This is a genomic window from Microbacterium terrae, from assembly GCF_017831975.1.
GTDB lineage: Bacteria > Actinomycetota > Actinomycetes > Actinomycetales > Microbacteriaceae > Microbacterium > Microbacterium terrae.
In genome coordinates this window covers 228,631-244,385 of the sequence record NZ_JAFDSS010000001.1, presented here as the reverse complement: position 1 = coordinate 244,385, position 15,755 = coordinate 228,631, and the positions used below count along the sequence as shown (strand labels likewise).

12 protein-coding genes are annotated in these 15,755 nt (G+C 72.0%); 6 read left to right on the top strand and 6 right to left on the bottom strand.

Annotated elements, in window-relative coordinates:
* Nucleotides 1-24 precede the first annotated feature (24 nt).
* Together JOD63_RS01060 and JOD63_RS01055 are read right to left on the bottom strand one after the other, a co-directional pair.
* Nucleotides 25-345: a DUF3467 domain-containing protein gene (locus JOD63_RS01060; protein ID WP_045277081.1), complete on the bottom strand. Its 321-nt coding sequence runs from the start codon at nt 343-345 to the stop codon at nt 25-27.
* Nucleotides 346-434: 89 nt separating this feature from the next.
* Nucleotides 435-4,034, bottom strand: coding sequence for a TM0106 family RecB-like putative nuclease (locus tag JOD63_RS01055; RefSeq protein WP_045277080.1), 3,600 nt, complete (start codon nt 4,032-4,034; stop codon nt 435-437).
* A gap of 71 nt (nt 4,035-4,105) precedes the next feature.
* On the opposite strand from JOD63_RS01055, the gene JOD63_RS01050 reads away from it, so the two are divergent.
* Complete coding sequence (locus tag JOD63_RS01050; protein WP_045277079.1) at nt 4,106-6,205, top strand: NAD(+) synthase; 2,100 nt, start codon at nt 4,106-4,108, stop codon at nt 6,203-6,205.
* Nucleotides 6,206-6,253: 48 nt separating this feature from the next.
* On the opposite strand, the gene JOD63_RS01045 is transcribed toward JOD63_RS01050, so the two are convergent.
* The 3 genes from JOD63_RS01045 to JOD63_RS01035 form a co-directional block, all read right to left on the bottom strand.
* A complete protein-coding gene (locus JOD63_RS01045; protein ID WP_045277078.1) occupies nt 6,254-6,835 on the bottom strand; it encodes a hypothetical protein in 582 nt (193 codons plus the stop codon).
* Between the two features lie 127 nt (nt 6,836-6,962).
* Complete coding sequence (locus JOD63_RS01040) at nt 6,963-7,490, bottom strand: hypothetical protein (protein ID WP_211088018.1); 528 nt, start codon at nt 7,488-7,490, stop codon at nt 6,963-6,965.
* A 73-nt stretch (nt 7,491-7,563) separates the two neighbouring features.
* A complete protein-coding gene (locus JOD63_RS01035) occupies nt 7,564-8,817 on the bottom strand; it encodes an aminoglycoside phosphotransferase family protein (protein WP_045274078.1) in 1,254 nt (417 codons plus the stop codon).
* Between the two features lie 127 nt (nt 8,818-8,944).
* Here JOD63_RS01035 and JOD63_RS17980 point away from each other — a divergent pair, with 127 nt between their 5' ends.
* Genes JOD63_RS17980 through JOD63_RS01010 form a run of 5 tightly spaced genes read left to right on the top strand, consistent with a single transcriptional unit; the run spans nt 8,945 to nt 14,694 of the window.
* A complete protein-coding gene (locus tag JOD63_RS17980; RefSeq protein WP_052682245.1) occupies nt 8,945-10,444 on the top strand; it encodes a sensor histidine kinase in 1,500 nt (499 codons plus the stop codon).
* Nucleotides 10,419-11,075: a response regulator transcription factor gene (locus tag JOD63_RS01025; protein ID WP_045274077.1), complete on the top strand. Its 657-nt coding sequence runs from the start codon at nt 10,419-10,421 to the stop codon at nt 11,073-11,075. Before JOD63_RS17980 ends, JOD63_RS01025 begins: the two co-directional genes overlap by 26 nt.
* Before the next feature lie 38 nt (nt 11,076-11,113).
* Nucleotides 11,114-12,577, top strand: a complete 1,464-nt coding sequence (locus JOD63_RS01020) for a phytoene desaturase family protein (RefSeq protein ID WP_045274076.1) — start codon at nt 11,114-11,116, stop codon at nt 12,575-12,577.
* 21 nt (nt 12,578-12,598) lie between these two features.
* Nucleotides 12,599-14,080: a lipase maturation factor family protein gene (locus JOD63_RS01015; protein ID WP_045274075.1), complete on the top strand. Its 1,482-nt coding sequence runs from the start codon at nt 12,599-12,601 to the stop codon at nt 14,078-14,080.
* Nucleotides 14,081-14,136: 56 nt separating this feature from the next.
* Entirely contained in the window at nt 14,137-14,694 is a 558-nt protein-coding gene (locus JOD63_RS01010) for a phosphorylase family protein (RefSeq protein WP_045274081.1), read from the top strand.
* A 79-nt stretch (nt 14,695-14,773) separates the two neighbouring features.
* Here JOD63_RS01010 and JOD63_RS01005 read toward each other — a convergent pair whose 3' ends face one another.
* Complete coding sequence (locus tag JOD63_RS01005; protein WP_045274074.1) at nt 14,774-15,625, bottom strand: SGNH/GDSL hydrolase family protein; 852 nt, start codon at nt 15,623-15,625, stop codon at nt 14,774-14,776.
* Nucleotides 15,626-15,755: the final 130 nt, after the last annotated feature.

The window sequence follows — 15,755 nt, the reverse complement described above, 5'->3', positions numbered from 1 at the left end:
GGAAAAGCGCCGCCGCCCGGCGCTTCAGTCGCCGAGCAGCGGCTCGGAAGGCCCCTTGCGCCCGGTCTCCTGCTCCCAGAACTCGAGCTGCTGGGTGAGCGCCTTGGCGAGCTCGAACACCTGCTCGGGTGGGATGCGGATGCGGCTCACGACGCGCGCCGGCACCAGGGTCTTGCGCTCCCCCGTCTCGGGATCGACGCTCTCGCTCGGCGGCTGGGCCAGCGTCAGGAAGTCCATCACGAACACCGTGGGTGTGTGCCACACGTTCGCGAAGTCCGCGTAGGCACCGCCGATGAGTTCCTGCGGCAGGTCGATCTCGAACTGGCGTGGTGCGTCGTCGGCCATGGGCCCTCCTGGCGTCGGGGTGCTCGGCGGACTGCCGCCGGGCGCGATCGCGCGGTCGCGCGGCGCAGTGCGCCGAGTCTACGCGCCGCTCACGCCCGTCCGACGAGGCGGGCGAACGCGCTCAGGCGGGCGACGCCCTCGGGCGTGTGCGGCAGATCGTCGAGGAGCGCGGGCGAGTGGACGAGGTACGCGGTGTGCATCGCCCGCGACACCGCGACGTTGAGGCGGTTGCGCAGCAGCAGGAACTCGAGGCCGCGCGGCGCATCCCGGCCCGACGACGCCGCGAGCGAGACGATCGCGACCGCGGCCTCCTGTCCCTGGAAGCGATCGACCGTGCCGACGCGCACCTCGGGCAGCCCGGCGGCGGCCAGCGCTTCTTCGACAGCGACCTGCTGGGCGTTGTAGGGAGTGACCACGATCAGGTCGGCAGCACCGAGCGGGCGTGGCGGAGCAGCCCGCACCTCGCCGTCGTCGTCGCCGATCACGTCGACCCACGCGCGCCCGAGCAGATCTCGCACGATGGCCGCGACGACCTGCGCCTCTTCGGGCGAATGCGTCGCGTTCCCGCTGTGGGCGACCGCGACGGGGATGACGCCCGGATCGATGCCGTCGAGCCGGCGGAGCGCCGTGGACGGGTGCGCGGCGAGCTCACCGCGATACGAGAGCCGCGAGACGGGTGCAGCCACCTCGGGTCGCATGCGCCGGGTCTGCGCGAGGAAGTACCCGAACCCGTCGGGGATGACATCGGAGCCGTCCATGACCCATCCCAGCGCCGACGTGTCGACGGGCTCGGGATGGGTGCCCTGGCTCACCTGCGGCAGCTGCTGGGGATCGCCGAGCAGCACGAGGCGCGGCGCGGCCAGCGAGACCGCGATCGTCGATGCGAGGGAGAACTGTCCTGCCTCGTCGATCACCAGAAGATCCAGACTCCCCCGCGGCACCCGCCCCTCGTGGCTGAAGTCCCACGCCGTGCCGCCGATGACATGGCCGGCGGGCTGTTCGGCGGTGAAGGCGGCGATGCCGTTCTTGGGGATCGCGGTGAAGGCGACCCCCGCAGGATCCGCATCGGCCTTGAGGGCTTTCGCGACGCGCACCGGCGCGACGCCCGCCGCCACGATGCGATCGAGCATCTGCTCGACGACCGCGTGCGACTGCGCCACGACCCCCACCTTGTACCCGTGGTCGTTCACGAGACGGGCGATCACGTGGGAGCCGACGTATGTCTTGCCCGTCCCCGGAGGACCCTGCACCGCGAGGTAGCTGCGATCGAGGTCGCGCACCGCACGCACGATCGCCTCGACGTCGTCGCCGGTCGACACCGGCAGCCCGCTGCTGCGGGTGCGCGGCGGACGACGCCGGAGGATGTCGGTGGCCGGGTCAGCCGGCAGCGCGGGCGTCGCCTGGATCACCGAATCGGCCCAGGCGTCGATGGCCGACTGCTGGTTGCCGGCGCGCGGCGGGGCGCCCGGAGTGAGCGCGATCGGCGCCTCGGCCCACGTGTACCCGTCGACCGCAGTCTCTTCGATCACCGCACCGTCGTCGAGCACCTCGATCACGGTGACCGACCGATAGGAGTGGATCCAGCGGGGATCGGGCTCGTAGGGGTAGGGCGCCGGAAGCTCGTACAGCGCGAACGGGTTCGACCCCTCCGAGAGCCGCGTGCCGGGGGCGAGCTCGCCGCGCACCTCGATGAGGCGGCGCATGCCGCCGCGCCCGCTCTCGGGGACGTGCCAGTCCTCGCGCACATGGACGCGCGTCGCGTCGATGACGACGACGTCGCGGTTCTCCTCCCACAGCGAGAGCGGCTCGCGCACCCGCAGGAAGTGGGTGGCCCAGAAGGACCGGCCCTCGCGGGGGTAGTAGTCGATCGCCGCGGCTCCGAGTCGCAGCGCCTGGGCCTCCGCCGAGTCGGGCGCGTGCCCGAGGGCGAGGGCGCCGAGACTCAGCGAGCGCGGCGACGGATCGGCGGAGGCCTCGTCGGGCTCGGGGTTGGGCGACGGACGCAGATCGGCCTCGCGGGCGCGGTCGACGAGCCAGTCGCGGAGACGCCGGGTCGAGACGCAGTCGTAGCGGTTGTAGTCGGCGAGATCGTCGAGGATCGCCTGCCCGTCTTCGACGTGACCGTCGGCGGCGAGGGCGCGTGCCTCGACGTAGCGCACGATCGAGTCGTCGCCCTTCTGCACGTCGCTGGTGCGCACGTCGGCGCCCATGTACAGCGGCTCGAGCTTCTTGATCGAGTACGAGCGCGACCCGACTTTGAGCGCACGGCGCACGATCGGGTAGAGGTCGACGAACACCCCGTCGCGCAGCAGCCGGTCGACCTCGGCCTCGCGCACTCCGTAGCGCGCGGCCATCGCGAGCAGATGCGTGGGCTCGTACGGGGCGTAGTGGTAGATGTGCATGCCCGGATGCTGCCGCCGACGCAGATCCACGATGTCGAGGAACCGCTCGAGGGCCACCTTCTCGTCGGCGAGCGTGTGAGCCCACAGCGCGCTGTACTGCTCACGGTCGTCGACCCAGCCGAACAGGTAGTCGATCCCCCACTGGGTGCGACCGGCGGCGGTCTGCTCGGAGTGCAGCGGGTCGCCTTCGAAATCGAAGAACAGGTCTCCGTGGTCGGGGCGCGGAAGCGCCGCCAGCGCTTTCGGGTGGACGACGCGGTACAGCGGCTGCGCCGGAGCGACCCGCTCGATGACGGCCGTCGCCGCCGCGACCGTCTCCGTCGGTGCGGCTGCCCCCGACGCGTTCGCCTGGACGGTCTTCGGCGCCGGGAAGAGCGACGGGGTGCCTGCCGGGCTTTCGAGCTGCAGGCGCGCCTGGGTGCGCAGCATCGAGAACGTGTCGGGATTCATGCCGGCGGGGCCGGCGGCGGTCGCCGACAGCTCGTCGATCGTCGTGATGCCCGCCGACCGCAGCCGACGGCGCTGCACCGGACGCATGCCGGCGACGAGAAGCAGGTCGCGCTGCGACACCACCTCCGCGTCACAGGTGGCGCAGCGCCCGCATGCGAACACGTCGAGCTCGCCCCGGGGATCGCCCCACGCGATGGGTGCGCCGGCGGCTCCGAGGTCGAGGCGGCGATCGGCGACGAGCGCGAGCAGGCGCTCTCGTCGAAGGGCGAACAGCGGCATGAGGTCGTCGACCTGGTGGACGCTGACGGAGCCGTCGCCGAGCAGCAGCTCCACACGATCGGAGCGGGGAACCCCGAGCCGGTCGAGCTGATCGACGTATGCCGCCAGCTGCGTGAGCGCGGTCACCTTCGCACGACGGGCGAGCTTGGTGTCCTGGACGATCCAGCGGTCGTGCTCGTCGCGCACCAGGAAGTCGGCGAAGCCGACGAAATCGCGCGTCGAGAACGCGGCCTGGTAGACGACCTTCGCGTCGGACTCGAGCGCCGCACGACTCGCCGCGACCGCGTCGGCGAGTGCCGCGGCATCCGACGACCGGGTCTCGGCGATCTGCACCACACCGTCGCCGAACTGCGCGACGTACTGCCCGAGCACCCGCTTCTCGTGCGCATACCCGAGGGTTCCGGCGCGCTTCAGGGTGAGGTCCTCCGGCTCCTCCACCGCGGCGACCCGATCCAGCCGCGCATCGATCGCCCGCAGCCAGGCGAACTCGCACTCGGCAGCCGCCTTCAGGTCGCTGGCGCTCCAGACGATCCGGCCTTCGTCTCTGATGTACCGCATGCCTCCCCTTCTCCCGACGACACTAGCCGGGGCCCCCGACAGCGACGCGGCCCACCTGCCAGACTGGGCGCATGAGCCTGCCGTTCGAGAGCGCGTACCGCCACGGGTACGCGCGCATCGCCGCCTGCACCATCCCGGTGCGCATCGCCGACCCGTCCGCGAACGCCGACGCGGTGCTCGCCACGGCGCGAGAGTGCCACGACGAGGGCGTCGCGGTCGCCGTGTTCCCCGAACTGTGCCTCACCGGCTATGCGATCGACGACCTCGTGATGCAGGATGCGGTGCTCGATGCCGCGGAGCAGGCGATCCTGCGCATCGCCCAGGCGTCGGCGGAGCTTCGCCCCGTGCTGGTGGTCGGCGCCCCGCTGCGCGTGCGCAACCGCCTCTACAACTGCGCCGTGGTGATCCGCGGCGGCGAGATCATGGGCGTCGTCCCGAAGACCTACCTCCCGACCTACCGCGAGTTCTACGAGCGCCGCTGGTACGCCCCGGGCTCGTACTTCGACGGCGTCGTGACGCTGGGCGGTGCGGTCGGCGAGGGCGGTGTCGAGGCGATGTTCGGCACGAATCTGCTGTTCCGCGCCACCGACGTGCCGGGGCTCACCCTCCACGTCGAGATCTGCGAAGACATGTGGGTGCCCGTCCCGCCGTCGTCGCGCGCGGCCCTCGCCGGGGCTACCGTGCTCGTCAACCTCTCGGGCAGCCCCATCACCGTCGCGCGGGCCGACGACCGCAAGGCGCTCGCGCAGTCGCAGTCGCTGCGGTGCCTCGCCGCGTACGTCTACGCTGCAGCCGGCCAGGGCGAGTCGACGAACGACCTGTCGTGGGACGGCCAGACGATGATCTACGAGGGTGGGATGCTGCTCGCCGAGACGGAGCGCTTCCCCGACGGCCCCCGGCGATCGGTCGCCGACGTCGACCTCGACCGCCTCCGGCAGGATCGCCTCCGCCAGGGCACGTTCGACGACAATCGCGCAGCCGAGCTGACCCCCACCGAGAACCCGCGCGACGACTTCGTCGAGTACGAGTTCCCGCTCGACCCTCCTACCGACGACATCGGGCTGCGCCGCCCGCTCGACCGGTTCCCGTTCGTCCCCGACGACCCCGCCCGTCTCGCCCAGGACTGCTACGAGGCGTTCAACATCCAGGTGTCGGGTCTCGTGCAGCGCATGCGGGCGATCGGCGACCCCAAGCCCGTGATCGGCGTGAGCGGCGGCCTCGACTCGACGCACGCGCTGCTCGTCGTGGCACGGGCCATGGACCGCATGGGCCGGCCGCGCAGCGACATCCTGGCCTACACGATGCCCGGATTCGCCACGAGCGACCACACGAAGTCGAACGCGATCGCCCTCGCCGAGGCGATCGGCGCGTCGATCGAGACGCTCGACATCCGTCCCCTCGCCATCGAGATGCTCGAGCGGCTCGGGCATCCGTTCGCCGACGGCGAGCCGGTGCACGACATCACGTTCGAGAACGTGCAGGCGGGCCTGCGCACCGACTACCTCTTCCGCCTGGCCAACCATCACGGCGGCATGGTGATCGGCACGTCCGACCTGTCGGAGCTCGCCCTCGGGTGGGCGACGTACGGCGTCGGCGACCACATGAGCCACTACGCCGTGAACACCGGCGTGCCGAAGACGCTCATCCAGCACCTGATCCGGTGGGTGATCGCGCACGACGGCGACGGGTCGACCGATCTGACGGATGCCGCCAAGGACGTGCTGCAGTCGGTGCTCGATACCGAGATCTCGCCCGAACTGGTACCGGCGGGGCAGGACGGGAAGATCCAGTCGACCGAGGACCGCATCGGGCCGTATGCGCTGCACGACTTCACGCTGTTCCACGTGCTGCGCTACGGCTTCCGCCCCTCGAAGATCGCCTTCCTCGCATCGCACGCGTGGGCGGATGCGGATGCCGGCGCCTGGCCGCCGGGCTTCCCGGCGGAGGATCGCTACAGCTACGACCTGCCGACGATCGCGACGTCGCTGCAGGTGTTCCTCAAGCGCTACTTCGGCTTCGCGCAGTTCAAGCGCTCGGCCATCCCGAACGGCCCGAAGGTGCTGCCCGCCGGGTCGCTGTCGCCCCGCGGCGACTGGCGCGCGCCGAGCGACGGCAACCCCGCGGTGTGGCTGGCCGAGCTGAAGGCCGCCCTCCCCGAACTCGTGGAGTAGGCCGCACCGGCCCGGATCGGCGGCCGGGCCGGCCTCGACGGGTGGGGCTCAGCCGATCGGCAGGGCACCGTAGGCGAGGGTGACGATCCAGCCGTCGCGCGAGAGGTCGGCCAGCTGGTAGAAGACCTTGCGGTCGGGGATCCAGCCCCTGGTCAGCGGCGAGTCCAGGCGCACATGATCTGCCGCGACGCGGGCACCGCGCCCGTCGGCGTCGCGCACGGCCTCGACCCGGGTCCAGTGGGCGAGGAGCTTGCCCAGGTCGTTCTCGTCGAACAGATGCGAGTGCTTGCGCATCTGGAAGAGCGTCGCCTCATCGGGGTGCGCGTCGCGCAGGTCGAGCCCGAGCGGCACGGCGGGATCGGCGACGGCGACGATCGTGGCGGCGCGGAAGCTCGCGTTGCGGATGGCCAGCGGCACCTCGGCGCCGTCGACCTCGGCGATGAGCTGCGTGTGGAAGCCGAAGTGCGTCGGCGCCTCGCGCTCGAGGCGGATGGCGCGCTCCTCGACGTGCAGCTGGGCGGCGAGGATCTCGCGCGCGAGGATGCGCTTGCGATCGTGCTCCGACAGCTTCGGATCCCAGCCGAGTCGAGCCGTGATCCCCGCCGGGGTGTCGAGCAGAACCGATTGCATTGGCGTACCTCTTCCCGCGGCCGACCCGCACTCTCATCCTGCCCACTTCGTGGCCCCGGTGGGAACCGCCACGCGCAACACGGGCGGGGTGCGCCGCAACGGCCGCACCCCGCCCGAGCCTGGGACGTCAGTCCGAGGCCGCCGACGCGACCGATCCGGCCGAGGCAGCCGACGCGGGCGACGCGGCCGACACCGGCGACGCGGGCGAGGCGGGCGATGCCGGGGATGCCGGGGCGGGCGCGGGTGCGGGCGCCGGTGCAGGCGGCGGCACCGGAGTCGGCGCGCTCACGGCGCTCACCGGCGAGGCGGGCGACACCGGGGTGACCGGTGACGCGATGCTCGGTGCCGAGCCCTGCGCCGGCGCCGAAGCGGCCGAGGCGGCCGGTGCCGACGTCGCGGACGGCACCGACGCGGTCGGCGACGGTGCCGCTGACGGCGCGGTGACGATGCTCGCCGAGGTGTCGGTGACGCGCAGCTGCAGGCTCGTGCGGTCGAGCACATCCTTGCCCGGGCCGATGAGCGGCCCGCCGGGCACGACGCCGTCCGCGGTCTGGAGGTTCATCGTCGCGGCGGTCGCGGCGGCAGCACCCCCCACGAGTGTCAGCCCGAGGGCTCCGGCGACGCCGTAGGTGATCCACTTCTTCTTGGCAGCCATTTCGGCCTCCTCTCATCGGCCGCCGGAAGTGGGAATTGCCGTCCCGGCGGTGATCCCAGACTGGCGAGCGCGTCTAAACCCGATCCAAGGGCGCCGTGAGACGACTCTTAGGAGCGTCGTCCGCGCCGTCGCGCGTGCTGCTCAGCGCTGCGAGGTCGCCCGTGAGCACCGCATCCGCCGCCCCGAGGAGCAGCGCTGCCCGGTCGGCCTCACCGGCTTCGACCGCTCCGAGAGCGTGACCCAGCAGATGCGTCGTCGTGCGAGCGGCGACGCGGTCGCCCATCCCCGGATCGCCGGCCCACCGCGCCAGGGCGCGCTCCGCGAGCCTCCACACACCCGCACCGCGCGGCTGCGGAGTGAGGACCGCGCTGGCGACCGCGTGCGCGATGAAGGCCGCGGGGTCGTCGGCGGGGTCGCCCACGCCCGCGGTGTCGACGTCGATCACGCCGGTGATCGCACCGCCGGCGTCGACGAACAGCTGCCCGAAGTGCAGGTCGCCGTGGATGACTGCCGACTCGCTCCGCCCCCAGCGCGCGAGCGTCCTGTCCCGCAGTGCGCGCACCGTCGCGGTGCGCCCCGGATGCTCCGTCGCGGCGAGCCGCTCGGCGTACCACTCCAGCCTCCGTCGCATGCGGGTGCGTGCGGGGGCGTGCAGCGCCGCACCCGCGAACGCCGACCGCAGGCGATCGACCTCGTCGAGGAGCGCATCGGCGCGAACGTCTGCCTCGTGCGCATCGCCCGCCGTGCCCGCGTGCCCGAGCACGGCAGCCACCGGTGCGCCGACGGCGGACGCGAGCGCCAGCACGCCGCGATCCGACCAGCCGAGAAGCTCCGGCAGCGGGATGCCCGCACGGCTCAGCACGTCGTGCGTCGCCGCCAGCCGCGACGCGCGCGCCGGAGGCACCGCCTTCACCCAGACGTCGCCGGCATCCGTCGGCACGCGCAGCACGGCGCGGCGTCCGGGACGGTAGGCGACGATCTCCGGCACCCCGAGCGCGTGCATCCCGAGACGCGCGAGCAGGGTCTCCGCGGCGTGGGCGAAGGCGAGCGGCGCGAGCGCGGGCAGGTGGGGATCGGCAGGGTGCAGCCACACGCGCACCTCGGGGTCCGCGGCCTCACCGGCGGCGAGCCCCGTCTCGCGCTCGACGGCACGGCGCGACGTGTCGACGTAGTAGATCAGCGGATCCGAGGAGTCGTGCACTTCGAATCCGGCGACCGTGCCGGCACCGAGCGGCTCCCGGCCGATCAGCCGGACATCGGTCTGGGCGGCGAGGTCGAGGGCCTCGCGCAGCAGCGACTCCTCCGGGGTGACGGCGGCTGGCGGCATCCTTCGATCTCATCACGCGACGCGGCGCGGCGCAGTGAGACTCCTCTTAGACTCCCGGGACGCCGAGTGCGCGACGGGCATACTCGAACGCGTGGGGAATGGACGGAGGTCGCGACGGCGCCCCGGCGTGTCGGTGCGCACCCGCCTCATCGCGGTCATCACGGTCGTCGCCGCCCTGGGCATGACCGCCGTCGGCTTCGTCGTCTATCTCGAGGAGCGCGGGCGGATCATCCGCCAGATCGATGATCTGCTCGCGGCGAACCTCACCTCGGCCCGGTTCGTCGTCGAGAACCCGATCGACGACGAGCCGTGGGAGAGCTCGGCAGCCGCTCTCGCCGCCGTCGTGCAGCGGGCCGCGCCCGACGACAACACCGGCACGGTCGGGATCGTCGCCGGCGAGCCCGCCCTGGTGCCCGGCATCGCGCTCGACGTCGACCTTCTCTCGACCCCCGGGTTCGTGCCCACCGTCGTCGACCGGACCGCGGACGGCGACGCGGTCGTCGGCACGTACGCGGAGGACGGCGTGGTGTGGCGGTACCTCGGCGCGCCGATCACCCTCCCCTCCGATCCCGGGAACGACGCGTTGTTCGCGATCGCCTACGACGTCGAGGCGGAACTCGCGGAGATCAACTCGGCGGCCCGGGTGTGGATCATCGCCTCGGCTGTGACGCTGGCGGTCATCGCCGGGGCGGCCGCGCTCGTGACGACGCGTCTGCTGCGCCCGCTCCGCCAGATGCGACGCACGGCCGAGCGGGTCTCGGCGCAAGCACTGTCGGAGCGTCTGCCGATCGTCGGGCGCGACGACGTCTCGGAGCTCGCCGCCACCATGAACGACATGCTCGACCGGCTCGACGAGGCGCTCGAATCGCAGCGCAGACTGCTGAGCGACGTCGGCCACGAGCTGAAGACCCCGATCACGATCGTGCGCGGCTACCTCGAGGTCGTCGACGCCGACGACGCGTCCGACGTGCGCGAGACGCGCGATCTCGCCGTCGACGAGCTCGAGCGGATGGCGAACCTGGTGCAGGATCTCGCGGCGAGCGCGGCGCTGCACGGCCCCTCTCCCATCAGGCCTGTCGCCGTCGACGCCGCCGACCTGCTCCACCAGATCGTGCGCAAGGCGCAGGGCATCGACGGCGCGGTCGTCGGGACCGGCACGGTGGTCGACGTCGTCACGACGCTCGACCCGGCGCGGGTCACCCAGGCCGTGCTCCAACTCGTCCAGAACGCAGTCACCCACGGCGGCGGACGCATCGTCGTGAGCAGCGCCCTGACCGACGACACCTTCGCGATCTCCGTCCGCGACTTCGGCGGCGGCGTCGCCGACGCGGACAAGGAGGCGATCTTCGAGCGCTTCCACCGCGGGACGGATGCCGCCGGACGCTCCGGCAGCGGGCTCGGCCTCAACATCGTCCAGGTGATCGCACGCGCCCACGGCGGGACCGCGACGGTCGCCGACGCTCCCGGGGGCGGCGCCCTGTTCGTCGTGACGCTGCCGCTGAAGCGCGCCAACATCACCGTCGCGAGAGATCTGCACATCCCGCCGCGCCCGCCGCTCCCGGTGGGGGCGACGGTGGCAACCGGAAAGGGGGCATCCGCCGATGGCGTCCATCCTCATCGCCGATGACGAACCGAGGATCTCGGGCTTCATCGACAAGGGCCTGCGGTCGGCCGGCTTCGCGACCCGCGTCGCCACGACCGGCCCGGCGGCGCTCGACCTCGCGCTGAGCGGCGAATTCGACCTCCTCGTGCTCGACGTCAACCTCCCCGGGATGGACGGCTTCGCCGTGCTCGAGAATCTGCGGGGCTCGGGGTCGAAGATGCCCGTGATCATGCTCACCGCCCGCGTGGAGCTCGAAGACACCGTCGCCGGCCTCGAGGGCGGCGCCGACGACTACCTCGGCAAGCCCTTCCGCTTCGACGAGCTCGTCGCGCGCATCCGCCTGCGGATGCGGCGCGACGACGTCGCCTCGGGGAGCGAGCTGACCCACCGCGACCTGAGTCTCGACATCCGCACGCGGCGCGCGCACGTCGGAGGCGTCGCTATCGAGCTGTCGGCGCGCGAGTTCGCCCTCGCCGAGGAGCTGGTGCGCAACGCCGGCAACGTGCTCAGCCGCGAACAGCTGCTCAGCCGTGTCTGGGGCTACGACTTCGACCCCGGGTCGAACGTCGCCGACGTGTACGTCGGGTACCTGCGACAGAAGCTCGGCCCCGGACGCATCGAGACGATCCGCGGCGTCGGCTACCGGCTCGTGTAGCCGTCGTCCGGGCGTACGCGCGGTGGGAGGATGGGGCCATGGCTCAGCGCGCGACGATCGTCGGCAGCGGCCCCAACGGGTTGGCGGCAGCCGTCGCCCTCGCCCGTGCCGGCTTCGCCGTGCGCGTGGTCGAGGCGGCGTCGACGATCGGCGGCGGGGTGCGCACCGCTGCGCTCACCCTCCCCGGCTTCCATCACGACGTCTGCTCGGCGGTCCACCCCGCTGCGCTGTCGTCACCTTTCTTCCGCGCCTTCGGACTGCGTGACCGCATCGACTGGGTCAGACCCGACGCGTCGTACGCGCAGCCGCTCGACGGCGGCCGCGCCGCGATCGCCTGGCGCGACCTCGACCGCACCGCGGCGGGCCTCGGCCGCGACGGTCGCGCGTGGCGGGCGGTCGTCGAGCCTCTCGGCACCCACCTCGACGACCTCGTCGACTTCACCGGCAACCAGCTGCTCCGGTGGCCGCGTCATCCGCTCACGGTTCTGCGGTTCGGGATGCGGGCGCTGCAGGTCGGCACCCCGCTGACCGGCATCACGTTCCGCACACCCGAGGCCGCCGCGCTGCTGTCCGGGGTGCTCGCTCACGCCAACACCCGGATGCCGTCGCTCGGCGCAGCGGCATCGGGCCTGTTCCTGGCCGCGCACGCGCACACCGCGGACGGCTGGTCGTTCCCGCGCGGCGGCGCCCAGACGATCGCCGATGCCCTGGCAGCAGACCTGCGCGCGCACGGCGGCGAGATCGAGACCGGCGTGCGCGTGCACGACATCACCACCCTCGACGTCGGCGATCTCGCCGGCGGCGACCTGCTGCTGCTCGACACCTCACCGCGACTGCTGCTCACGCACCCGGGTCTGCCGGCCGACTACGCGCGCGCCGTGCGCACCTACCGCTACGGCGCGGCGGCCGCGAAGGTCGACTTCGCCCTGGACGGGCCCGTGCCGTGGGAGCATCCCGACGTCGCAGCCTCGCCGACCGTGCACCTGGGCGGCACCGCCGCCGAGGTCGCAGAGAGCGAGAACGCCGTCGCCGCCGGGCGCGTGTCGAGCGCCCCCTACGTCCTCGCGGTGCAGCCGACGATCCTCGACCCCTCGCGGGCACCGGCGGGATCGCACATCCTCTGGGCGTACATGCACGTGCCCGCGGGGTCGCGGTTCGACCCGACCGAGGCGATCACCGCGCAGGTCGAGCGCTTCGCACCCGGGTTCCGCCGGCGCATCCGTGCGGTGCATGCGACGACAGCCGTCGATCAGGAGGCCTACAACCCCTCCGACATCGGCGGCGACATCCTGGGCGGGGCGTTCAGCGTCACCCAGGCGATCCGTCGCCCGATCGTGTCGACCACGCCCTGGCGGACGCCGCTTCGCGGGATCTATCTGGCGTCCGCCGCAACGCCACCCGGGCCGGGGGTGACCGGAATGCCGGGCTGGCTCGCGGCGCGTCAGGCGCTGCACGACGCCGGCTCGCCGGTCGAGCTGGCCGATCTCTTCCCCGGGCGCTGACATGCACACGGAGGCGGCGTGATGGACGGGTTCGCCGCCGTGGACTTCGGCTTCGCCCGCGAGGTGCTCCAGCGCGGGATCGCCGCCCTGTTCGTCGTCGCCTTCCTCTCGTCGCTGAACCAGTTCCGTCCGCTCCTCGGCGAGCGCGGCCTGCTGCCCGCCCCCGAACTGCTCGCCTGGGCCGCCTCGTCCGAGTCCCGGCGACGGATGCTGCGCCCCACCCTGTTCCGCTTCGTGAGGTACACCGATCGGCGCCTCGCCGCCCTGTGCATCGCGGGGATCGTCGTCGGCGCCCTGGTCGTCGGCGGCATCCCGCAGCTCGGCCCGCCGTGGGTTCCGATGCTCTGCTTCCTCGCGCTGTGGCTCGGTTACATGTCGATCGTCTCGATCGGGCAGACGTTCTACGGGTTCGGATGGGAGATGCTCCTGCTCGAGGCCGGCTTCCTCGCGGCGTTCCTCGGGTCGGCGTCGCAGCCGCCGCCGTCTGTGGTGATCGTGCTGCTGTGGTGGCTGCTGTTCCGCCTCGAGTTCGGCGCCGGCATGATCAAGATCCGCGGCGGGCGGGAGTGGCGAGATCTGACGGCGCTCATGTACCACCACGAGACTCAGCCGATGCCGGGGCCGCTCAGCCGGCAGGCGCACCTCCTCCCCCGATGGTTCCACCGTGGCGAGGTGCTCGGAAATCATGCCGCGCAGCTCGTGGTGCCGTGGTTCCTCTTCGCGCCGCTGGTGGGGCTGTGGGTGTCCGGTCCCGTCCCTGCGCTCATCGGCGCCGCTGCGGCCGCGATCATCATCGCCACGCAGCTCTGGCTCGTGCTCACCGGCAACTTCGCGTGGCTCAACTGGGCGACCGTCGTCCTGGCGTTCTCCGCGATCGGCCTGCCGGGGCTCGGCGGCGCGCCATCGACGGGAGACACCGGACCCGGGACGGTCGCCGGTCTGCCCGCGTGGTGGCTGGCGGCGACCTCGGTCGTCGGCATCCTGTACGTCGTGCTCAGCTGGTGGCCGCTGCGCAACCTGTTCGCCCGTCGCCAGCTGATGAATGCGAGCTTCAACCGCTGGCAGCTCGCCAACGCGTACGGCGCGTTCGGCACTGTGACCAAGGAGCGCATCGAGTACGTCGTCGAGGGTACCGACGACGACGAGCCGGATGCCGCGACGTGGCGCGAGTACGCATTCCGTGGCAAGCCGGGCGACCTGCGACGCATCCCCGGCCAGTTCGCGCCCTACCACCTGCGGCTGGACTGGCTCATGTGGTTCCTGCCCCTCGGTCGATCGCTCGAGGAGTGGTTCACGATGTTCCTCGTGCGGCTGCTCGAGGCCGACGCCCCGACGCTGCGACTGCTCGCCGATGATCCGTTCCGCGGACGCCGGCCCCGCTGGGTTCGGGTGACCTCCTACCGATACCGGTTCGCCACGCACGCGGAGTTCGCGCAGAGCCGGGATCGATGGGTGCGGGAGCGGCGCGGGCAGATCATCGGCCCGGTGTCGCTGTCGGGGTGAGGCGACCGATCGGAGCGCGACAGGGCGCGTCCAGGCAGGTGCGCGAAGATGGACGGGTGAAGCTCCTCGTCGCCGCCCTCGAGACCGAACTCGCCGCCTTCCCCGCCGAACTCGACGGGTTCGACAGGCTGGTGACGGGACCGGGCAAGCTGCAGGCGACCTATGCGCTCACGCGTGCACTCGACGCCGCCCGCTACGACGAGATCGTCGTGGTCGGCACCGCAGGGGCGATCGATGCGCGATTGGATGCCTCGGTGTACGAGATCGACGCCGCGATCCAGCACGACGTGACCGACATCGACGGCATCGTCGGCCAGCACGTGTCGCTGCCGCCGCGGGTGGAGCTCGGCCGTGCGGGCGTGACGATCGCCACCGGCGACCACTTCGTCGACGACTCCGAGGCGGTGCAGGTCATCCGGCCGCTCGGCGCAGGCCTCGTCGACATGGAGGCCTACGCGTACGTGTGGGTGGCGCAGCAGTTCGGCGTGCCCATCCGCATCCTGAAGGCCGTGTCGGACCGTGCGCAGGACGGCGCGATCACCGACTGGCGTGCAGCGGTCACGGCGTGCAGCGCACTGCTGCGCGAACGCATCCGCGACGACTACGGAGTCTGACGACCGCGACGGCCATCCGGGAACGGATGCCGCCGCGGTCGGGCCCGCAGTGCGGTCAGGTGCTCCGGCGGTCAGACGCTCAGGGCGTGACCCACTGCGTCTTCGCCCAGGTCGTCCGCGCGAAGGTCGCCTGCCCGCTCAGCGAGGGGTGGAAATAGTCCCGCGTCGAGATGTCGGACTTCACGAAGGCGAGGTTCGCGACGGCGTTCCCGTCGAACCGGCACTTCGCGGTCGCGGCGCAGGCCTCGGCCAGTGCGGTGTTGTACTCGTTCACCCGCGTCTGCACATCCGTGCGGCGCTGCACGTCGGCAGCCTTGGTGCTGGTGGGGTTCGCGAGCATCGACTGGCAGATCCTCAGCAGCCCCCAGGTGAGCCGAGCGCTGATGCTCGACTTGTTGAGGTCGTACATCCGCTGAAGATTCGGGATGCTCGCGACGAAGATCTCGGGAGAGGCGGACCCCGCGGCGAGGGCGGCCAGCGCGTTCTGCACGTTGGTCTTGAACGTCGCAGTCGGCGTCATCGCGCCGACGGTGCTCGTGCAGGCGTCGTTCGCTCCGATCTCGATCGTCACGTACTGCGCCTGCTGGTTCACGGCGGCTTGGGCCTGTGTGGCGAGCGCGCCCGATGTCGCGCCGGCGACCGCGTTGTTGTAGCCCACGAGGCTCGTCGCTCCTGCGGCCCTGAGGCTGCGAAGATGCGACGGCACCGACGTCGACGTACCGGTCGACCAGCTGTTCGCGGGGCAGCTCAGCAGCGAGCTGCACGACATCGACCCCAGTGTGATCGAGTCCCCGAGGGCAGCCATTTTCGTGATGGTGGCGGGCGGTGGCGCAGCGCTGGCCGCGGAGGGCGCGAACAGGGTTCCGGCGAGGACGATGGTCGCGGCAGCGAGTGCCGCGAGGGCGCGCCGCGCCCCAGGTGATGAGCGCATGACGACTCCGAACGTGAAGGTGATGGAGCAAGGCACGGCTGCGCTGCCGTGGCCGGATGACGCCGGCGGTCGGGCACGATCGGATCCCCCAGGAACGATCTGCGCGAAACATACACCCGTGTATCCGGGC